The organism is Sinorhizobium prairiense (assembly GCF_029201645.2).
Lineage (GTDB): Bacteria > Pseudomonadota > Alphaproteobacteria > Rhizobiales > Rhizobiaceae > Sinorhizobium > Sinorhizobium meliloti_A.
In genome coordinates, this window is the sequence record NZ_CP104132.1 from 235,968 (window position 1) to 250,624 (window position 14,657).

The 14,657-nt window shown below is 60.5% G+C and carries 15 protein-coding genes and 1 pseudogene; 5 read left to right on the plus strand and 11 right to left on the minus strand.

Annotated elements, in window-relative coordinates; genetic code table 11:
- Positions 1–7 precede the first annotated feature (7 nt).
- Complete coding sequence (locus tag N0Q91_RS20770) at positions 8–805, plus strand: ABC transporter ATP-binding protein (RefSeq protein ID WP_275598573.1); 798 nt, start codon at positions 8–10, stop codon at positions 803–805.
- Here the strand turns inward: N0Q91_RS20770 and N0Q91_RS20775 are convergent.
- The 3 genes from N0Q91_RS20775 to N0Q91_RS20785 all read right to left on the minus strand — a co-directional run bounded on the left by N0Q91_RS20775 (position 777) and on the right by N0Q91_RS20785 (position 3,791).
- Positions 777–1,478, minus strand: a complete 702-nt coding sequence (locus N0Q91_RS20775) for a class I SAM-dependent methyltransferase (RefSeq protein WP_275598574.1) — start codon at positions 1,476–1,478, stop codon at positions 777–779. The two genes, N0Q91_RS20770 and N0Q91_RS20775, sit on opposite strands and share 29 nt — an antisense overlap.
- Positions 1,479–1,842: 364 nt before the next feature.
- Positions 1,843–2,568 (minus strand): calcium-binding protein, encoded by a 726-nt coding sequence (locus N0Q91_RS20780; protein ID WP_275598575.1) that lies wholly within the window; start codon positions 2,566–2,568, stop codon positions 1,843–1,845.
- Positions 2,505–3,791, minus strand: a complete 1,287-nt coding sequence (locus N0Q91_RS20785; RefSeq protein ID WP_275598576.1) for a calcium-binding protein — start codon at positions 3,789–3,791, stop codon at positions 2,505–2,507. Before N0Q91_RS20785 ends, N0Q91_RS20780 begins: the two co-directional genes overlap by 64 nt.
- A 379-nt stretch (positions 3,792–4,170) precedes the next feature.
- Here N0Q91_RS20785 and N0Q91_RS20790 point away from each other — a divergent pair, with 379 nt between their 5' ends.
- Positions 4,171–4,371 (plus strand): type II toxin-antitoxin system VapB family antitoxin, encoded by a 201-nt coding sequence (locus N0Q91_RS20790; protein WP_275598577.1) that lies wholly within the window; start codon positions 4,171–4,173, stop codon positions 4,369–4,371.
- Complete coding sequence (locus N0Q91_RS20795; RefSeq protein ID WP_275598578.1) at positions 4,368–4,751, plus strand: type II toxin-antitoxin system VapC family toxin; 384 nt, start codon at positions 4,368–4,370, stop codon at positions 4,749–4,751. The genes N0Q91_RS20790 and N0Q91_RS20795 overlap by 4 nt, the downstream gene beginning before the upstream one ends.
- Before the next feature lie 92 nt (positions 4,752–4,843).
- Here the strand turns inward: N0Q91_RS20795 and N0Q91_RS20800 are convergent, their stop codons facing one another.
- The 6 genes from N0Q91_RS20800 to N0Q91_RS20825 form a co-directional block, all read right to left on the minus strand.
- Positions 4,844–5,233 carry an ester cyclase gene (locus N0Q91_RS20800; RefSeq protein WP_102761961.1) on the minus strand — a complete coding sequence of 130 codons (390 nt, stop codon included), beginning with the start codon at positions 5,231–5,233 and terminating at the stop codon, positions 4,844–4,846.
- Positions 5,234–5,574: 341 nt separating this feature from the next.
- Entirely contained in the window at positions 5,575–5,997 is a 423-nt protein-coding gene (locus tag N0Q91_RS20805; RefSeq protein ID WP_275598579.1) for a type II toxin-antitoxin system VapC family toxin, read from the minus strand.
- On the minus strand, positions 5,994–6,248 hold the full coding sequence (locus tag N0Q91_RS20810) for a type II toxin-antitoxin system Phd/YefM family antitoxin (protein ID WP_275598580.1): 255 nt from the start codon (positions 6,246–6,248) through the stop codon (positions 5,994–5,996). Before N0Q91_RS20810 ends, N0Q91_RS20805 begins: the two co-directional genes overlap by 4 nt.
- 151 nt (positions 6,249–6,399) lie before the next feature.
- On the minus strand, positions 6,400–7,020 hold the full coding sequence (locus tag N0Q91_RS20815) for a hypothetical protein (protein ID WP_275598581.1): 621 nt from the start codon (positions 7,018–7,020) through the stop codon (positions 6,400–6,402).
- 1,042 nt (positions 7,021–8,062) lie between these two features.
- The gene (locus N0Q91_RS20820; protein ID WP_018096595.1) at positions 8,063–8,536 is read right to left on the minus strand and encodes a MarR family winged helix-turn-helix transcriptional regulator; all 474 of its coding nucleotides are present in this window, start codon (positions 8,534–8,536) and stop codon (positions 8,063–8,065) included.
- 261 nt (positions 8,537–8,797) lie between these two features.
- On the minus strand, positions 8,798–9,211 hold the full coding sequence (locus N0Q91_RS20825) for a hypothetical protein (RefSeq protein ID WP_275598582.1): 414 nt from the start codon (positions 9,209–9,211) through the stop codon (positions 8,798–8,800).
- A gap of 165 nt (positions 9,212–9,376) precedes the next feature.
- On the opposite strand from N0Q91_RS20825, the gene N0Q91_RS20830 reads away from it, so the two are divergent.
- Positions 9,377–10,615 (plus strand): bifunctional alpha/beta hydrolase/OsmC family protein, encoded by a 1,239-nt coding sequence (locus N0Q91_RS20830; RefSeq protein ID WP_275598583.1) that lies wholly within the window; start codon positions 9,377–9,379, stop codon positions 10,613–10,615.
- 866 nt (positions 10,616–11,481) lie between these two features.
- Here N0Q91_RS20830 and N0Q91_RS20835 read toward each other — a convergent pair.
- Together N0Q91_RS20835 and N0Q91_RS20840 are read right to left on the minus strand one after the other, a co-directional pair.
- The gene (locus N0Q91_RS20835) at positions 11,482–11,850 is read right to left on the minus strand and encodes a PRC-barrel domain-containing protein (RefSeq protein ID WP_018096592.1); all 369 of its coding nucleotides are present in this window, start codon (positions 11,848–11,850) and stop codon (positions 11,482–11,484) included.
- Positions 11,851–11,928: 78 nt separating this feature from the next.
- Positions 11,929–13,043: pseudogene (locus N0Q91_RS20840) on the minus strand (flavodoxin family protein).
- Between the two features lie 248 nt (positions 13,044–13,291).
- On the opposite strand from N0Q91_RS20840, the gene N0Q91_RS20845 reads away from it, so the two are divergent.
- Positions 13,292–14,596: a PQQ-dependent sugar dehydrogenase gene (locus N0Q91_RS20845; RefSeq protein ID WP_275598584.1), complete on the plus strand. Its 1,305-nt coding sequence runs from the start codon at positions 13,292–13,294 to the stop codon at positions 14,594–14,596.
- Positions 14,597–14,657 lie beyond the last annotated feature (61 nt).

The following is a 14,657-nucleotide window of genomic DNA, read 5'->3' on the forward strand; positions in this document are numbered from 1 at the left end:
ATCGCCCATGCCTCTGAGATGTACGCAATTATCGGTTAACTACGGTCGCCGGAAGGCGCTGAACGGCTTTCGGCTATCGGTGGAGAAAGGCGAAATCCGCACCCTTATCGGACCGAACGGCTCCGGAAAAAGCACGGCACTACAGGCAATGGCAGGCTTGATCCGGCCCGCGGAGGGGCAGGCGAAGATCGGGGATGTTGCGGTGACTTCGATGTCGCGGCGCGCCATCGCCAAAAAGCTGGCCTTCTTGCCGCAGCAGCCCTCCGCCCCCGACGAGATGACGATCGCCCAGCTTGTGCGGCAGGGGCGCTTTCCTCACGTCGGGCTCTTCCGCTCCTACGACCATAAGGACGAGGCGGCCATCGAATGGGCGCTTGAAAGCACCGGCCTCACGCGTCTGGCGAATCGAACGCTTCAGGAACTCTCGGGCGGCGAACGGCAGCGGGCGTGGATATCGGCGGCGCTGGCGCAGGAGGCAGCCATCCTTCTGCTCGACGAGCCGACGTCATTCCTGGACATCGGATATCAGGTGGAGGTTCTGGACCTCGTCCAACGCCTCAGCCGAGAGAAAGGCGTGACGATCGTCATGGCGATTCATGACATCAACCAGGCGATTGCCATCAGCGACCGCATCTCGCTGCTGGAGAAAGGAGAGTTGCGCTTCGACGGGGAGCCGAGGGCGCTGGCCGAAAGCGGCCTGATCGAAAAGACATTCCGGGTGAAGGGGCGGTTCGTCGAGGTCGCCCCGGACAAGCCGCCGCATTTCGACGTCGAGCTTACACGCTTCCTGCGTTCCGGCGCTTGATCAGGCGGAACACGATCTTGGTTTCAGTGTAATAGTTCAGGGCATCGGCAAAATCCGGAGTCCAGCCATCCTCGACGAATGGAATGTACCCGTCATACTCGAGCTTCCGGCCGGAGACCTCGAAGCCAGCCTTCGCAAAGGCGCGACAGTAATCGGAAATGGAGCGATCCTGGACGACGGTGTTCGTGCGCCTCGCCACGAGCTCGCGCCATTTCGGCCAGAGCGGGTTGTCGGTGTGGCAACCGGTAACGGCATAGTATACTCCACCGGGCTTCAGAGCCTTGAAGATGTCCGCGGCATGGGCGTCGATGTCCTCGAGGAGGTAAATGACCTCATGGCTGATCGCGAGATCGAACTCGTCGACCCAGCCTTCGAGCGTTCCACCAACAGCGTGTTGGACGGGAATGTTGCCCTTGAGAGCCTCGGCCTTCGCGATGGATTGCTCTGCAATGTCGATGCCGAGCGCCTTGCGGAACGGCCTGATCGCATAAAGATGCCGCAGCAGGCCGCCTTGGTTGCAGCCGAAGTCGAGGACGTTCTTTTCCGAAAGATCGCGCTCGACGATGAGCCCGACGAGATGCCGCCAGATCGGGGCGTGTCCGTCCGCCATCCTGTCTTCCGCGTCCGGGTCGACGTACCATGTGGTGATGGTTTTCTGTGCCTCATGGCTCATATGCCGTCTCCCGTGCGATTCTTCTGATGCGACTCTCATAGGGTCGCCAGAACGACGTGGATAGGTCAAATCGAAATGAATTCGACCTCGATATGCCGGATGAGTGCCGCCGATAACAACGCCGCCCTTCGGCATTCGGAGCGCATGCCGGAGTCGCGACGAGGAGCTACGATCATCGCAATCGCCGGCCCTCATGAGTGGCGCGGCATGCGATCCTCTTAGCCCAGGACGTGAACATCCCGGGAAGACGGCCTGCAACCGCCTCGTGGAGGAAGGCTGAACTCGTTTGGGCGGCACCTCACGGTGAGCGCCACATTCCAATCGACGCCAATTGACATGCCCGGTTTGGGCACCGCCATGCGCCTCAAAAGTAAAACTCGGTGAAGGACAGGTTCTCGGCCGAAATCTCCGTGAGGGTGACGCCCTCGATCAGGATGCCGGCATCGTGGAACCCGTCGAGCGTGACGAAGACGCCGTCCTGCGTGTCATGCGCGGCCGCCAGGAAATCCGCGTAGCTGCGGATCGAGGCGATCTCGCCATCGGCGTCGATGGCGAAGCTGAGGATGTCGCCCGCCAAAGCGCTGAAATCCGCGATGCGGTCGACGCTATCGGTCTCAAGGGACGAGACAGACCACTGGAAGATGTCAGCATCGCCGCCGCCGTGCAGATAATCGGCTCCCTCCTGGCCTGACAGCCGGTCCCTGCCCGTATGTCCCCACAAGTGATCGTCACCCGAGCCGCCACTCAGATCGTCGGCTCCAGCTTCGCCCCGCAGATCGTCGGAGCCGGCGCCGCCAAGCAGGCGGTCGTCGCCAAAATCGCCGGACAGAAAGTCGTCGCCGTCGCCGCCGAGCAGGCGGTCGTTGTCATCGCCACCGAACAGGCGGTCGTCTCCGGCCCGTCCTTCCAGAAGATCGTCACCGAAAAAGGCTGAGAGCTGATCAGCCCCGTCGGCGCCACGCAGCGTATCGTCAAGATCGCCAAATCTCCCGCTCGACACGGTGAAGCTCTCGATGTGGGTCCATGTCAGCCCGGTCGAGATCGATCCACGCGTCGCGTCGAAATCGACAGGCCCGAGCAGATGGGACACTTCGAACGCGAGGTGATCGTTGCCTTCTCCCCGTCGACACTGCCCGAGCTCCCCGCTCCGATCCGGTCATCCCCTGTGCCGCCGTCGACGCTGTCCGAGCCCCACGCCCGGATCTGGTCATTCCCCGCGCCGCCGCTGATCGTTGCCGGGCCGCTGCCGGAGAAACGCGAAATCCGGTCGTCGCCATCGCCGCCGTCGATGACGTCGCGACCGTCGAAGCTCTCCATGATGTCGTTGCCCGATCCGCCAAAGAGGCGATCGTCTCCTGGGCCGCCGTCCATTCTGTCATCGCCGGCGCCGCCCTCGAGGGTATCATTGCCGGCTCCCGCCCTGACATTGTCATCCCCGTCGCCGCCGGACATCGTGTCGGCTCCGCTCCCGCCGGACAGGCCGTCATTCCCCGCCCCGCCGAAGAGGCGGTCATTGCCGGCATCGCCGCTCAGGCCGTCATTGCCGTCTCCGCCCGACAAAACGTCATTGTCCAGGCCGCCGTTCAGGTTGTCGTTGCCGTCTCCGCCCTCGATTCGATCGTCACCCGCACCGGTATTGGCGAGGAGATCGTCGAGTCCGCCGGCGATCACCGTATCGTCGCCGCTTCCGGTCCAGACACGGGCCGTCTCGAGGTTGCGGAGGACCGTGCCGGTCGATGCGCTGCCCGCGGCGAAGTCGATGGTGACGCCATCCACGTCTTCGGAATTGTCGATTGTCACCAAATCCCGTCCGGCGCCGCCATCGATCACAGCCGAAGACAGCGTCGTCGTGATCGCGTCGGACCCGTCGCCGGTCACGATGACATCGTCGCGCGTACTGCCGTAGACGATGTCATTTCCACTGCCGGTGAGCAGCTCAAGGCGCTCGATATCCCGGAAGAAGACATGCTGGGCCGTCGAGGGATCGCGGCCGATCATGGCGTGACCCTGCAGACCGTTGAAGATCACGTCCTCCGTCGCCAAGGAGGCATTGACGGCGAGGGTATCGTGGCCAGCGCCGCCGGTGACCGCGCCGCCCGTCCCGGCGAGGATCAACCGGTCGTCGCCGTCGCCACCGGCGAGGCGGTCATAGCCGCTTGTGCTCCTGACGACGTCGTCTCCCGCACCGGCATCGATAAGGTCATCTCCGCCACCGCCATCGATGTCGTCATTGCCGGCAAGGCCCCAGATGCGATCCGTCTCGTGCGTCCCGCGCAGCGTATCGTCCCCGCCCGACCCCACGATTTTCGTCATGAAACCGCTCCTCCCAGCTGAGACACGAGGCGTCCGGATAGATAAGCCGATACCTCATAGTTGATCGCGTAAATATAGTACGCTTCTCTTCAAGTGCAATGACAATAATATTCTGATATTATATTTAATAATGATCGAAATTTGAAACAAAATACTAAAGACAAAAGCGCCTCTCCAGTCACGAATGCCGCTACACTTCACCATCGCTCCGGAGTTCGGGAAGATCGACCTGTATCTCTCGCTTTGAGCGGAATCGAACCCTCGGCCCTAACCAGTCTTAGGCTCGTGCGGCCGATGCGGTCGCTACGATGGCCAATCGAGGCGTAGATTTCTTCACCAAATGGTGCTATTTGTATCACCAAAATCAGGAACCCGAACGATGCGATCGACTATCAACCTCGACGACGCTCTCATGGAAACGGCCAAGTCCCTAACCGGCACGAAAGAAACCGCCGCTCTGGTCCGCCAGGCATTGGAGACGCTTGTCCGTGTGGAGTCAGGAAAACGCCTCATCGCGCTCGGGGGAACTATGCCGGATGCGGAGGCAGCTCCACGCCGCCGGAGCGCAGCTGCCAAGTGATTCTTGCCGACACTTCAATCTGGATTGATCATTTCCGGCATACCGATGCCGAGCTGCGTAGGATTGTTGAGGACGATCGTCTCCTCTGCCATCCGGCCGTGATCGGAGAGCTTGCACTCGGCAGTCTTCGGGAACGCAGTAGCGTGATAGCATTCCTGATGGCTCAGCGCGAAGCACTCGTCGCAACGCACCACGAGGTCATGATGATGGTTGATCGCCACGCCATTTTCAGCATGGGGATCGGCTACACGGATGCCCATTTGCTGGCCTCGGTTCTTCTCGATAAGCGAGTGGCTTTGTGGACGAGAGACAAGCGTTTGCGGGCAGCGGCCGAAAAGGCGGGGGCGTCGCTGCACACCCCCGCCCATACACGGAACTGAACACTGAATAAGAGGCCATGGCCGTTGCTCTTGCTGGTGGTGTCAGGACCGTTTTCGCACCCGAAGCGGTCGTTGATCAACTCTCTCTCTTTTTAGTATGGGAGCTGGGCCTCTATTGCGGACTTGTCGATTACCGACCATACCGAGCGGATCTTCGATCCTACGAACTCGTAGAAAACGTTCTCCGTGAAGGACACTCGACGTCCATTAACGCTTAGACCCATGAACTCGCCTTTCGGGGAGCAATCGAATGAAAGGCGGGCAGCAAGGCGCGGCGGTTCGCAGACAAGCAGTTGAATGTTGAACTGCAAATTCGGAATGTCTACGAAGTCCTGCACCAGCATTTCCCGGTAGCCCGATAGCCTTAGAAGGCGATCGTTATGCTGCACATCGTTGTCAACGAATTGACCAAGCTCGTCCCAGGCTTGTCGATTGAGGCAATCCAGGTAGGCACGGTAAATGTCAGCGAGTTCTCCGCTCATTATTCCTCCAATAGGTGCACGCAACGCGGCTTCAAACGTCGAGAGATAGCGTACTGCCGCCTTCCTCCAATGCGGCAATTGGCAGAGCGGACCGCAAGGTCTTTCCCATAGGAGTTGATCCACCAGTGTCTCCGATTTTGCGGCGCAGAGTCGCCGGCTGCCGCATTAGCTCTATTCTTCGGGCTCTCCGCCCCCTCGCGGACGATCGGCTACAGGCAGATGCGCCCGCCGCTTCGGTGAGAAGGTCGATTTTTATCGCTCGCCTTGAACGGATTCGATCCGGCGATCCCGCAATCGAGCTGCCCGGCCGCGACCGCCCGTATTCGGATAGAAGTGAAAGGTCAGCCTTGCCACGGATCGAGGATAACAATGCCGGTACCTTCGAAGTCTCTGGTGTTTCGTGTCACAACGGTCATGTCGTGAACCAGAGCCGTCGCCGCAATCAGCGCGTCGGCCTCATTGCGCCGGTCGGGGATGTGCAGGTGGGCGCAACGTGTCGCAACCGCATCGTCAATTGGTAGAATACGGCCCGCGAACTCCGGACGCACGTGACTATCGAGCCAGGAACGCAGCCGAGCGCCTTGTGCGGCGTCTCGGCGGTGTACCCCAAGTACGCCCCGCTCCAGTTCGAGAATTGTGGTGGCCGAAAGGAAAAAACGCGATGCATCTTCCGCTCCGATCCATGCGACGACATTGGCATCGGCTTTGCCGTCACCGATCTTGCGCAGTTCGGAAACTACATTGGTATCGAGCAGGTATCTCAAGATAAGTCCACGTCGCGCGGACTGATTTCGACGCGGTGCGGCTCGAAATCGATCCCCGACAGGCCAGGCATGGCGAGAGCCTCGACAAGGCTGCGGTGCTTGCCGGTCAAGCGCTCAAATTCATTGTAGGCCATGAGCACATGGGAAGGCTTGCCGCGATCCGTAATGATGACCGGGCCGCTTTTTGCTGCCTTCTTGGCGCTACTCACGTCGTGGTTCAACTCTCGGCTGGAAAGGGTCGTAATACCCACAGCTCACCTCCATGTAGGTAGTTACCTACATACAGCCTTCAAAAGAAGAGAAAACAAGCCGAACCGGCCTAGCGCGCGCACCAGGCGTTCAATGGCGATGTCCGGCACGGCAGCTTTCCAGCCGATACATTATGCGATGCCGGGAACACGCTCAACGATCACGTTCCAAATCGGCCATCAGCCTTCTTCTGTCCCGCCTGTTTCTGATTTGCTCCGTTTGTAGCTCTCGCCCACGGATCACCGGTCCGCCGGCATTTTCGAGCACAACGAAAACTCTGCGCGCGCCTATGGGAAGGTCTTCCGAGCCGTAATGGCCCACGATTTCGACCATGATGGAGCGAACCTCAGTGTGCCATTCGCCGGCAGGCGGGGTTTCCGATTTGGCATGCAGCGCGTGGCGCATCAGGGTACCGAAGGAACCCAGATCCCTGATCTCGCCGCTCCCTAAAGGGCCTTGCCGCGTGCGCTGCCGAGCTTCGGCCGGAGCCTCTCCTTCCGGATGCAGCATGTCCGTTACAGGGCAGATGAGCGACCCCGCAGGGGTCTCCAGTTTAACAAGCACGCTGGCCACGTGGACTGGTCCCGAGCTCATATTGCTGAGGAAGCAGTGAGCGTCCAATCCGGCTCCCGCGCCGCGCGTAATCAACAAGGTGGCGCGGAGCTGCCTTCGATAGTTGCTGACGAACACCTGCAGGTAAACCACCCAGACGGCAAAGGTCCCCAGCCCGGTAAGCGCGGTGATAAGTTCGCGATGATCTTCAATCCACTGCATCCCGTTTCTCCGGCGGAAGTGCGATCCTTTGGTGTCGCCAATACCTTGAACGCCAATGCCATGTGGCGGTCAGCGATCCAATCGCGTGGAAGCCCCAGCGGCGGGCGAGAGGGCTCGTTCCTGTAACCGCTGAACATCCGTTGTGTTGCATTACAGGGAATGGCTGCCCGGCCGTTTCTACCCGCACCAAACGGCCGGGGGAAGAAGCGGGCGTCAGAGCTGAAGCACGCCTTCAATTCGGAAGAAGGTTTTCCTGACTGGCGAGACCGCATACGCCGTTTCCCGGCGCAATTAGCGGCTGGAAGACTCTTGCTGCGGGTGAGGGCGAGCAAGCCTGTGACCAGATAGAACCAGCGTCGCCATCAGTCGGTAGTAGGACCAACATCGAACGGTTCGGAAACCACACGGACGCGGCCCTCCACCGTCTCGACGGCAAAGGCGATCTTCGCGCTTCACAAGAAGGAGGCGGGCCAAGTTGCGACCGTGGAGGAGGACCTGGCGACCGGGCCGCAGCTGATCAAGGCCACGGACATCATCGGAGACACCGCCTTCCTGAACAATGCTGAGCGTTATGGCTATATAAGCGACATTCTGGTCAACGATGGCCGGCTCGCGGCCGTGGTCGCGGACACAAGAATATACGGTCGCGGCTATCGCGCATTCCCTACGCGGGGCCTGCGGCGTGGGCCAGCGGTAGCGGACGCTACGAACTCGGTTACGGCGTCGTTGAGGTCAGGCAGCTGGAGAACTTCGACTATAGCCGAATGCTGTACAAGGGGCCCACAGAACAGGCAGCAAAGTCCAGTACCAACAATGCGCCGGGCAGCTCGACCGCCCAGTGATGAATGCGCCTCCGACGGTTCGGCGCTCCAGCGTGGTCCTTGTCACTGATCGGACTACGACACAGCGGGGTCGCCTCCGTAAAGGGGCCCGCTCTGAGAACCTTGCGGTGTCCGACCTGGAATTCATCTCCGAGTCGGTGATCCGGATCGGGTAGTTTGGGCAGTTCGCCACGTGACGCGACCAGCGGACTGGACCGGGGTTACCCGGTCCGAGCCAATGCGCGGAGACGCGAGAGAGATTCAATCAGCAACGGCTCGTTATCGAGCATCGCACCCAGATGTCTTTTGGCCAGGAAGTTCAGAACCCGTTCGCCATAATCGGTGAGGCCGACAAGGACGCGGCGTTTGTCGTCGGCAGATGGGATCCGCAGTGCCAGTCCAGCCGCCACCAGCCGGTCAACGAGCTGAACCGCGCCGTGATGTTGTATCAGCATCTCTTCGGCGAGCTGTCGGAGCATGATTCGGCTTTGGGGAGCAACTTTGAGTACCAGCAGTGCTTGATATTGTTGCGAAGTCACGCCCGCCTCGGAAAGGACCGCCTCGCTGAAGGAGAGGAAGCGACGCATGGCCAGCCTGACTCCGGCCAGCCCCTCGAACACCCCCGGATCAAGCGCCTCCTCATCGGCAATCTCAGGGACTTGTGTGCGGGACCTAGAACCTGCGCCGGAGGGCATTCGTAACATCCTTTGTTTGAATCACGTTATGATATATACTGGTTGCACCTCAGGAGGGAGGAGGCGCGAGCGCCCACTTATCTGAACGGCGAATGCCGCAAAGTGCCGCGCTCGCGAACTATATCGCCTAATGCTGTCATTGCGAGGGCATGTCTTTGGCAAGCTGAGGTATCAAATGCCGAAGGGGCAGCCTGAAATCATTTCAGGCTGCCCCTTCCCTCGCCCCAGCCGCCACAGCCAATATTCGTCCAAAGACGCCGTTCAGCTGCTCGTCTCGACTTCCGAGAGCGATGGAAGTTCCTCCAAGCTTACAAGCGCATCGGCACAGGTATCGGCCGCATCCGGAACGGGCTTCGACAGACCAGCAACGACCGCCCAGCCCCCCTCCTCGATGAAATTGTCTTGTTCCCAACTGGACTTCGACTTGAGTTCCACAAGGTTTTGTGCCGCGTCGGGGGCGGACACGAAATTGTGCACGCAAACGTTTGAAATGAGCTCTGCACGAGCCTGCCGGACCGCGAGATCGGCCATGGATCCGGCACGCCCTGCTGTCGTCCAACCGCCCCATGTGAAACCGACGACCATAGTCAGTATCGATGAGCCGACAACCGACCAGAACCATACACTCTTGGAAGGTCGGTACGCCGCCCAACCGCTGTCATTCGTTTCAGCCATGTTTCTCCTCCTCCGTTTTATATCATAGCATGATACAATTTCTGTTCAAGCAAACTCTTGAAGTGGGCCCGAGTTCAAAGGCGGCGAGCGCGCCGGCGCCGTTCTGTCTCGCCGTATGGCCTTGCGGATGTAGAATGATGATTTCCTTGCAGCGGAGAAGTCACCATGTCTTTCAACTCGCAACGGCTCCAATTTTCCGGCCATTCCGGCGCGACGCTCGCCGCGCGCCTTGATCTACCGAACGGGCCATTGCGCGCCTACGCGCTTTTTGCCCATTGCTTCACCTGTTCCAAGGATCTCGCGGGAGCGCGCCGCGTTGCAGCAGAGCTGGCGCGCGAAGGTATCGCTGTTCTGCGTTTCGATTTCACGGGTTTGGGGTCGAGCGAAGGTGAGTTCGGCTCGACCAATTTCTCCTCCAATGTTGCCGACCTGCTCTCAGCCGCCGACTATCTGCGCCAACACTATCAAGCGCCGTCGCTTCTGATCGGCCACTCACTCGGCGGCGCCGCCGTCCTGGCCGTCGCCGGGGACATTCCTGAGGTCCGCGCCGTTGCTACGATCGGTGCGCCGGCCGATGTCGGCCACGTCTTGAAGAACTTCGGAGCGAGTCTCGAGGAGATCGAGAAGACCGGGTCGGCCGAAGTTGATCTTGCCGGGCGCAGGTTCCTCATCAGAAAGCAATTTGTCGAAGACGCGCGTGCACAGCGCATAAATGACTCTATTGCGAGCCTGAGAAAACCGCTTCTCATTCTTCACGCGCCGTTGGACCAGACGGTCGGAATCGAGAACGCTACTGAGATCTTCAGCGCGGCGAGGCATCCGAAAAGTTTTGTTTCGCTCGACAGTGCCGATCACCTGCTCACCGACCCTGAGGATGCGGCCTTTGCCGGACGGATCATTTCGTCATGGCTGACGCGCTATCTTGCCGCCGATACGCCGCAGGGCACCGGACCGATTGAACATGTGCGTGTGATGGAAACGGGCCAAGGCAAGTTTCAGAACGCGATTCAGGCTGGCGGTCATCGGCTGTTCGCCGATGAACCCGAGAGCGTGGGTGGGCTCGATTCCGGACCATCGCCCTATGACTTCCTGTCCATTGCACTTGGCGCCTGCACCTCGATGACGCTGCGCCTCTATGCCGACCATAAGCAGCTGTCGCTCGGACGCATCGGCGTCAACGTCTCGCACGCGAAGATCCATGCAAAAGATTGCGAGGAGTGCACCGAACAGGAACGCAGCGGCAGCGGCAGGATCGATCGTTTCGAACGCGTCATTTCCATTGATGGCGGGGTCTCGGAGGAGCTTCGCGGCAAGATCGCCGAAATTGCCGACAAGTGTCCGGTCCACCGCACGCTCGAGGCAGTGACGAGGGTCAGGACTACCGTGAAACCAGGATCACATTAGCTTCAGTCGCCCGAATCGGCCTTCCGTTTTCAGGGAAACGCTGAGCAGTTGGTGTTGAATAGACGACTAACCGGGTCTGACACCAGAACGCCCACCGCGCCGGGTGCTAATGACTTCTCGTGGAGGCAACTTGAATCCGCGTTCGCGAGAGGCGAGCAATCGTGCTGAGGTTTGCAAGAGGCCCATAGGACAGAAGCATGACAATCAACGCTTGACGAGCTGAACGGTGCCCTGTGCGCCGAAAGGCACCGATTACATTGTTTGCGTATATCATGCTATGATACATATTGCTTGGCACTCAGCCGGGAATGCGCGCGACGTAGTTCCAAAGGGCAAACGGCGGGCTCGCGATGTGTATTGCTGCTGAATAGTGTCACCTCGGACGACCTCGCCAGCAATGCGGCCGACGACCGTTCGGCCTCAACGTCCACACGAAGCGGTCCCGGCTGCGCCAGGGAGGTTCAGATGCAAGTAACGGATGCTTGGGAAGAATGGTGGCGAGGGCTGGGACATGTTGCCCGGTGCAACCGTGACATGGCACGAACACGCGAAGCATTTGAAGCTGGGTATGCGGCCGGCCGTCTCACCCGTCAACGAGCCGCTGATGACGCAGCCGAAACTGCGCGAGGCCCCTGCCCGGGGCGCAAGGACACGAGACGTGGAAAGCCACGAGAGCAGCGCGGGAGAGTACTTAGCAGCGCACTTTCGGAGTAGTCCCGATCCAGGCGGATAGGTCACGTCCTGTTGGCGCTTGCCGTGAAGGCGCTCCGCGATGAACACCGCTCGAAATCATGATCCGGCAGCGAAGCGGCAATGGACAGCACTCCCCGAGCAACGCGGACGGGGAGCGCTGAGCATTTGCAAATTCATACCCAGTAGGGCGGAATCCCGTAATAATCGTAGACTTTACGGCCGCTTTCGGGCCCCCAGTCATATTCCCGGTCTGCGGGATAGCGCGGGGCTCCTTCGACCTGTTCCTTTGTGATGTTCACCTGGAACCCGCCGAGATCCGTATTGTAGTCGAGCATTTCCCAGGGAAGCGGATAGTGTTCATGCCCAACCCCGAGAAAGCCGCCGAAGCTCATCACGGCATAGGCGACGCGTCCACCGCGTTTTTCCAGGATGATCCTCTCTATTGAGCCTACCTGATTGCCGTTCATGTCGTAGACAGTGGTGCCCACGACCATGTCGCTGGCGATGAGGTCATGCGATTGATGCAGATTAGGGTCGGCCATCGTTATTCCTCCTTTGGTGGCCCAACGCTCCTGGATATGAGTTGTTCCTCAGATCGCTTCGCAAGGGCCAGAGCGTGACTATTTCTGCCGTGGGGCCGGGAGCTCGCCACAGGCCGAAACGAGCTTGCCGGCGCGTTTGAGCATCACCGCCTCCACCAATGTTCGCGCCGCATTGCGGACCTCTTCCTGCACGGCCTCATCCGCATCAAGCTCCTGGTGACTGAGCGCGTATGGCTTCCAGTAGCCGATATAGCGATCCATCTCCGCCAAGGGCCCCGCCGGCTCGAGATGCATGTAGCACAGCCAGTCGGACAGGCTGCGTCGAACGTTCTCGGCCCCCTCCACGTCCCCGTGAACGATGACGGAGAAGAGCCGCCCGGCGAGATGCCGAGGATAGTTCCAGCCTTGGAGTTCAAGCGCCTTCGCGAGCTTCGCATCCTTGCCCTGTGTCAGGGTGGGGTCCGGATTGCCGCCATCCGCGCAAACCAGCCGATCCATCATCAGCTTTACCGGCGACGAGACCTGATACCAGTTCACAGGCGTGACGATCATGATGCCGTGCGCCTCTACCCACATCGGATAGATGTCGTTCATCCAGTCGTCGACCTGGCCAAGCGAGTAGTTTTGGGATAGCAGGAGCACGGCCAGTGGCAGAGGGCCGGCGAGGTGGAAAAGCAGGCCTTGCACGGGTGGATCGTTCGCCCATATTCCGAAGTAAGGCGATGCAACTCGAGTATGCTGGTCTTCACCCCCGACGTTTGATCGATCGTTGCCTGCGCGATCCGCGCCAGCCGATAGGATTTCGACATTTCGCCGGGACAAGTGTGTTCGCTGCGCGATGACCCGCTGATCAACAGGATGCGCGCGGGCCCCCGAGGATCCGAGTGACGCTCTTGCGCAGCATGAATTGCGTCGCGCGCCGCGAGCCAATCGACGGACAGGTCGTAATCGGGGTCCTTGGATGCAGTGCCAGCCTTGCGCGTCTTAGGTGCTTTTCGCTCGTTGGAATAGGCATCCCAAGCCGCCGCGGCGATCTTATCCAGTTCCGGGCGAAGACCACTGAAAACCGGGTCTTGGAAACGGCTGAGGAAGCGGCGGCGAAATTCGTTCTCGGCCAGCCTGGGGCTCGGCGTTCCCGTTCGCGGCTCAAGCACTGGCGGGAGAGATTGCGTCCCGGGGATCTTTGCCATCATCCCATCCAACGTAGCTGGCAGCTCCTTTGTAATCGACCACGACGCGGATTGTTCCGATTGGGCGACTTTGGTCCCCCTCAGCGCACCCCCTCCGACGCTTGCGAGGGAGACGCGAGCGACCGCGATAGCAGCGCTGGCGGATCAGGCAATCGGCAAAAGGAGAAGTCTCCCAGCCACAGAACAATGCAGTTTGAGGGTATCCACCCGCGGGCGCTTCGGCTAGCTTTCGCAAAAGGTTAGGAGGACACATGGGCCTGTCAGACGTTTTTGGTCGATTGGTCGCACTGATCGGTGCCGCAGCAATCCTTGTTCGCCGCCAGAACGGCGCTTCTCTGGAACCCGCCTATGGTAGCGCCCCGAAGATCCCGGGAGCCAAGCCCCAAGGCATTCCCACGCTGAAAATGCCTACGGCCAGGGGATGGACGGATGGGCAAGTGCCGACTGCGGCGGCTGGGCTGAAGGTGAACGCATTCGCGGCCGGTCTCAAGCATCCCCGCTGGATTGAGGTGTTGCCGAATGGCGACGTACTGGTCGCCGAGGCGCTCAGCGAGCCCGGGGGCATCAAATCTGCCTTCGACTACGCTATGTTCAGCACAATGAAACGCGCCGCTGCAGTGGGCGCAAGTCCGAACCGCATCTCGCTTTTGCGCGATGCGGACGGCGACGGCGTGGCCGAAAAACGCACCGTGTTTCTCGACGGGCTCAATCAGCCGTTCGGCATGACGTTGCTGGGCGATACCTTATATGTCGGCAACACAGACGGGGTGTTCGCATTCCCCTATGAAACGGGCGACACCAGCATCCGCGCGACAGGGCGAAAGCTCGCAGACTTCAAGGGCGGCGGGCACTGGACACGCAGCCTGCTTGCCAGTCGCGATGGACGAAAGCTCTTCATCGGCGTCGGGTCGCTCAGCAACATAGGCGAGCGCGGCATGGCGGCCGAGGAAGGACGGGCGGCCATTCACGAGCTTGACCTCGAGAGTGGTGAACGCCGCATTTTTGCCTCCGGTTTGCGGAACCCAGTAGGCATGGCATGGGAGCCAACGACAGATGCACTCTGGACGGTCGTCAATGAACGCGACGGGCTGGGCGACGAGACGCCTCCCGACTATCTGACATCCGTTCGCGACGGTGGTTTTTATGGATGGCCCTATTGCTACTGGGGGCAGATCGTGGACCACCGGGTGCCGCAGGATCCGGCCTTGGTCGCAACCGCTTTGACGCCGGACTATGCCCTGGGCGGACACACTGCATCGCTCGGTCTTTGCTGGCTTCCCGCAGGCACTCTGCCCGGCTTCCCGGATGGGATGGTGATCGGTCAGCATGGTTCCTGGAACCGCAGCTCGCTGAGCGGCTACAAGGTTGCCTTCATACCGTTCGCAAACGGACGCCCCGCCGGCCCTCCGCGCGACATTCTGACCGGCTTCCTTTCGCCCGACGAGCGTGCGTCCTATGGACGGCCGGTCGGAGTCAGCCTCGGCCCGGACGGCTCCTTGCTGGTGGCGGACGATGTCGGCGACGTGATCTGGCGGGTGACGGGCGAGGCGGCGTGAACGTCCAACGGGTGCGCATTTATTTCGGGGAGCGGTCATGTCGGCGAGATGATCGTCGGGA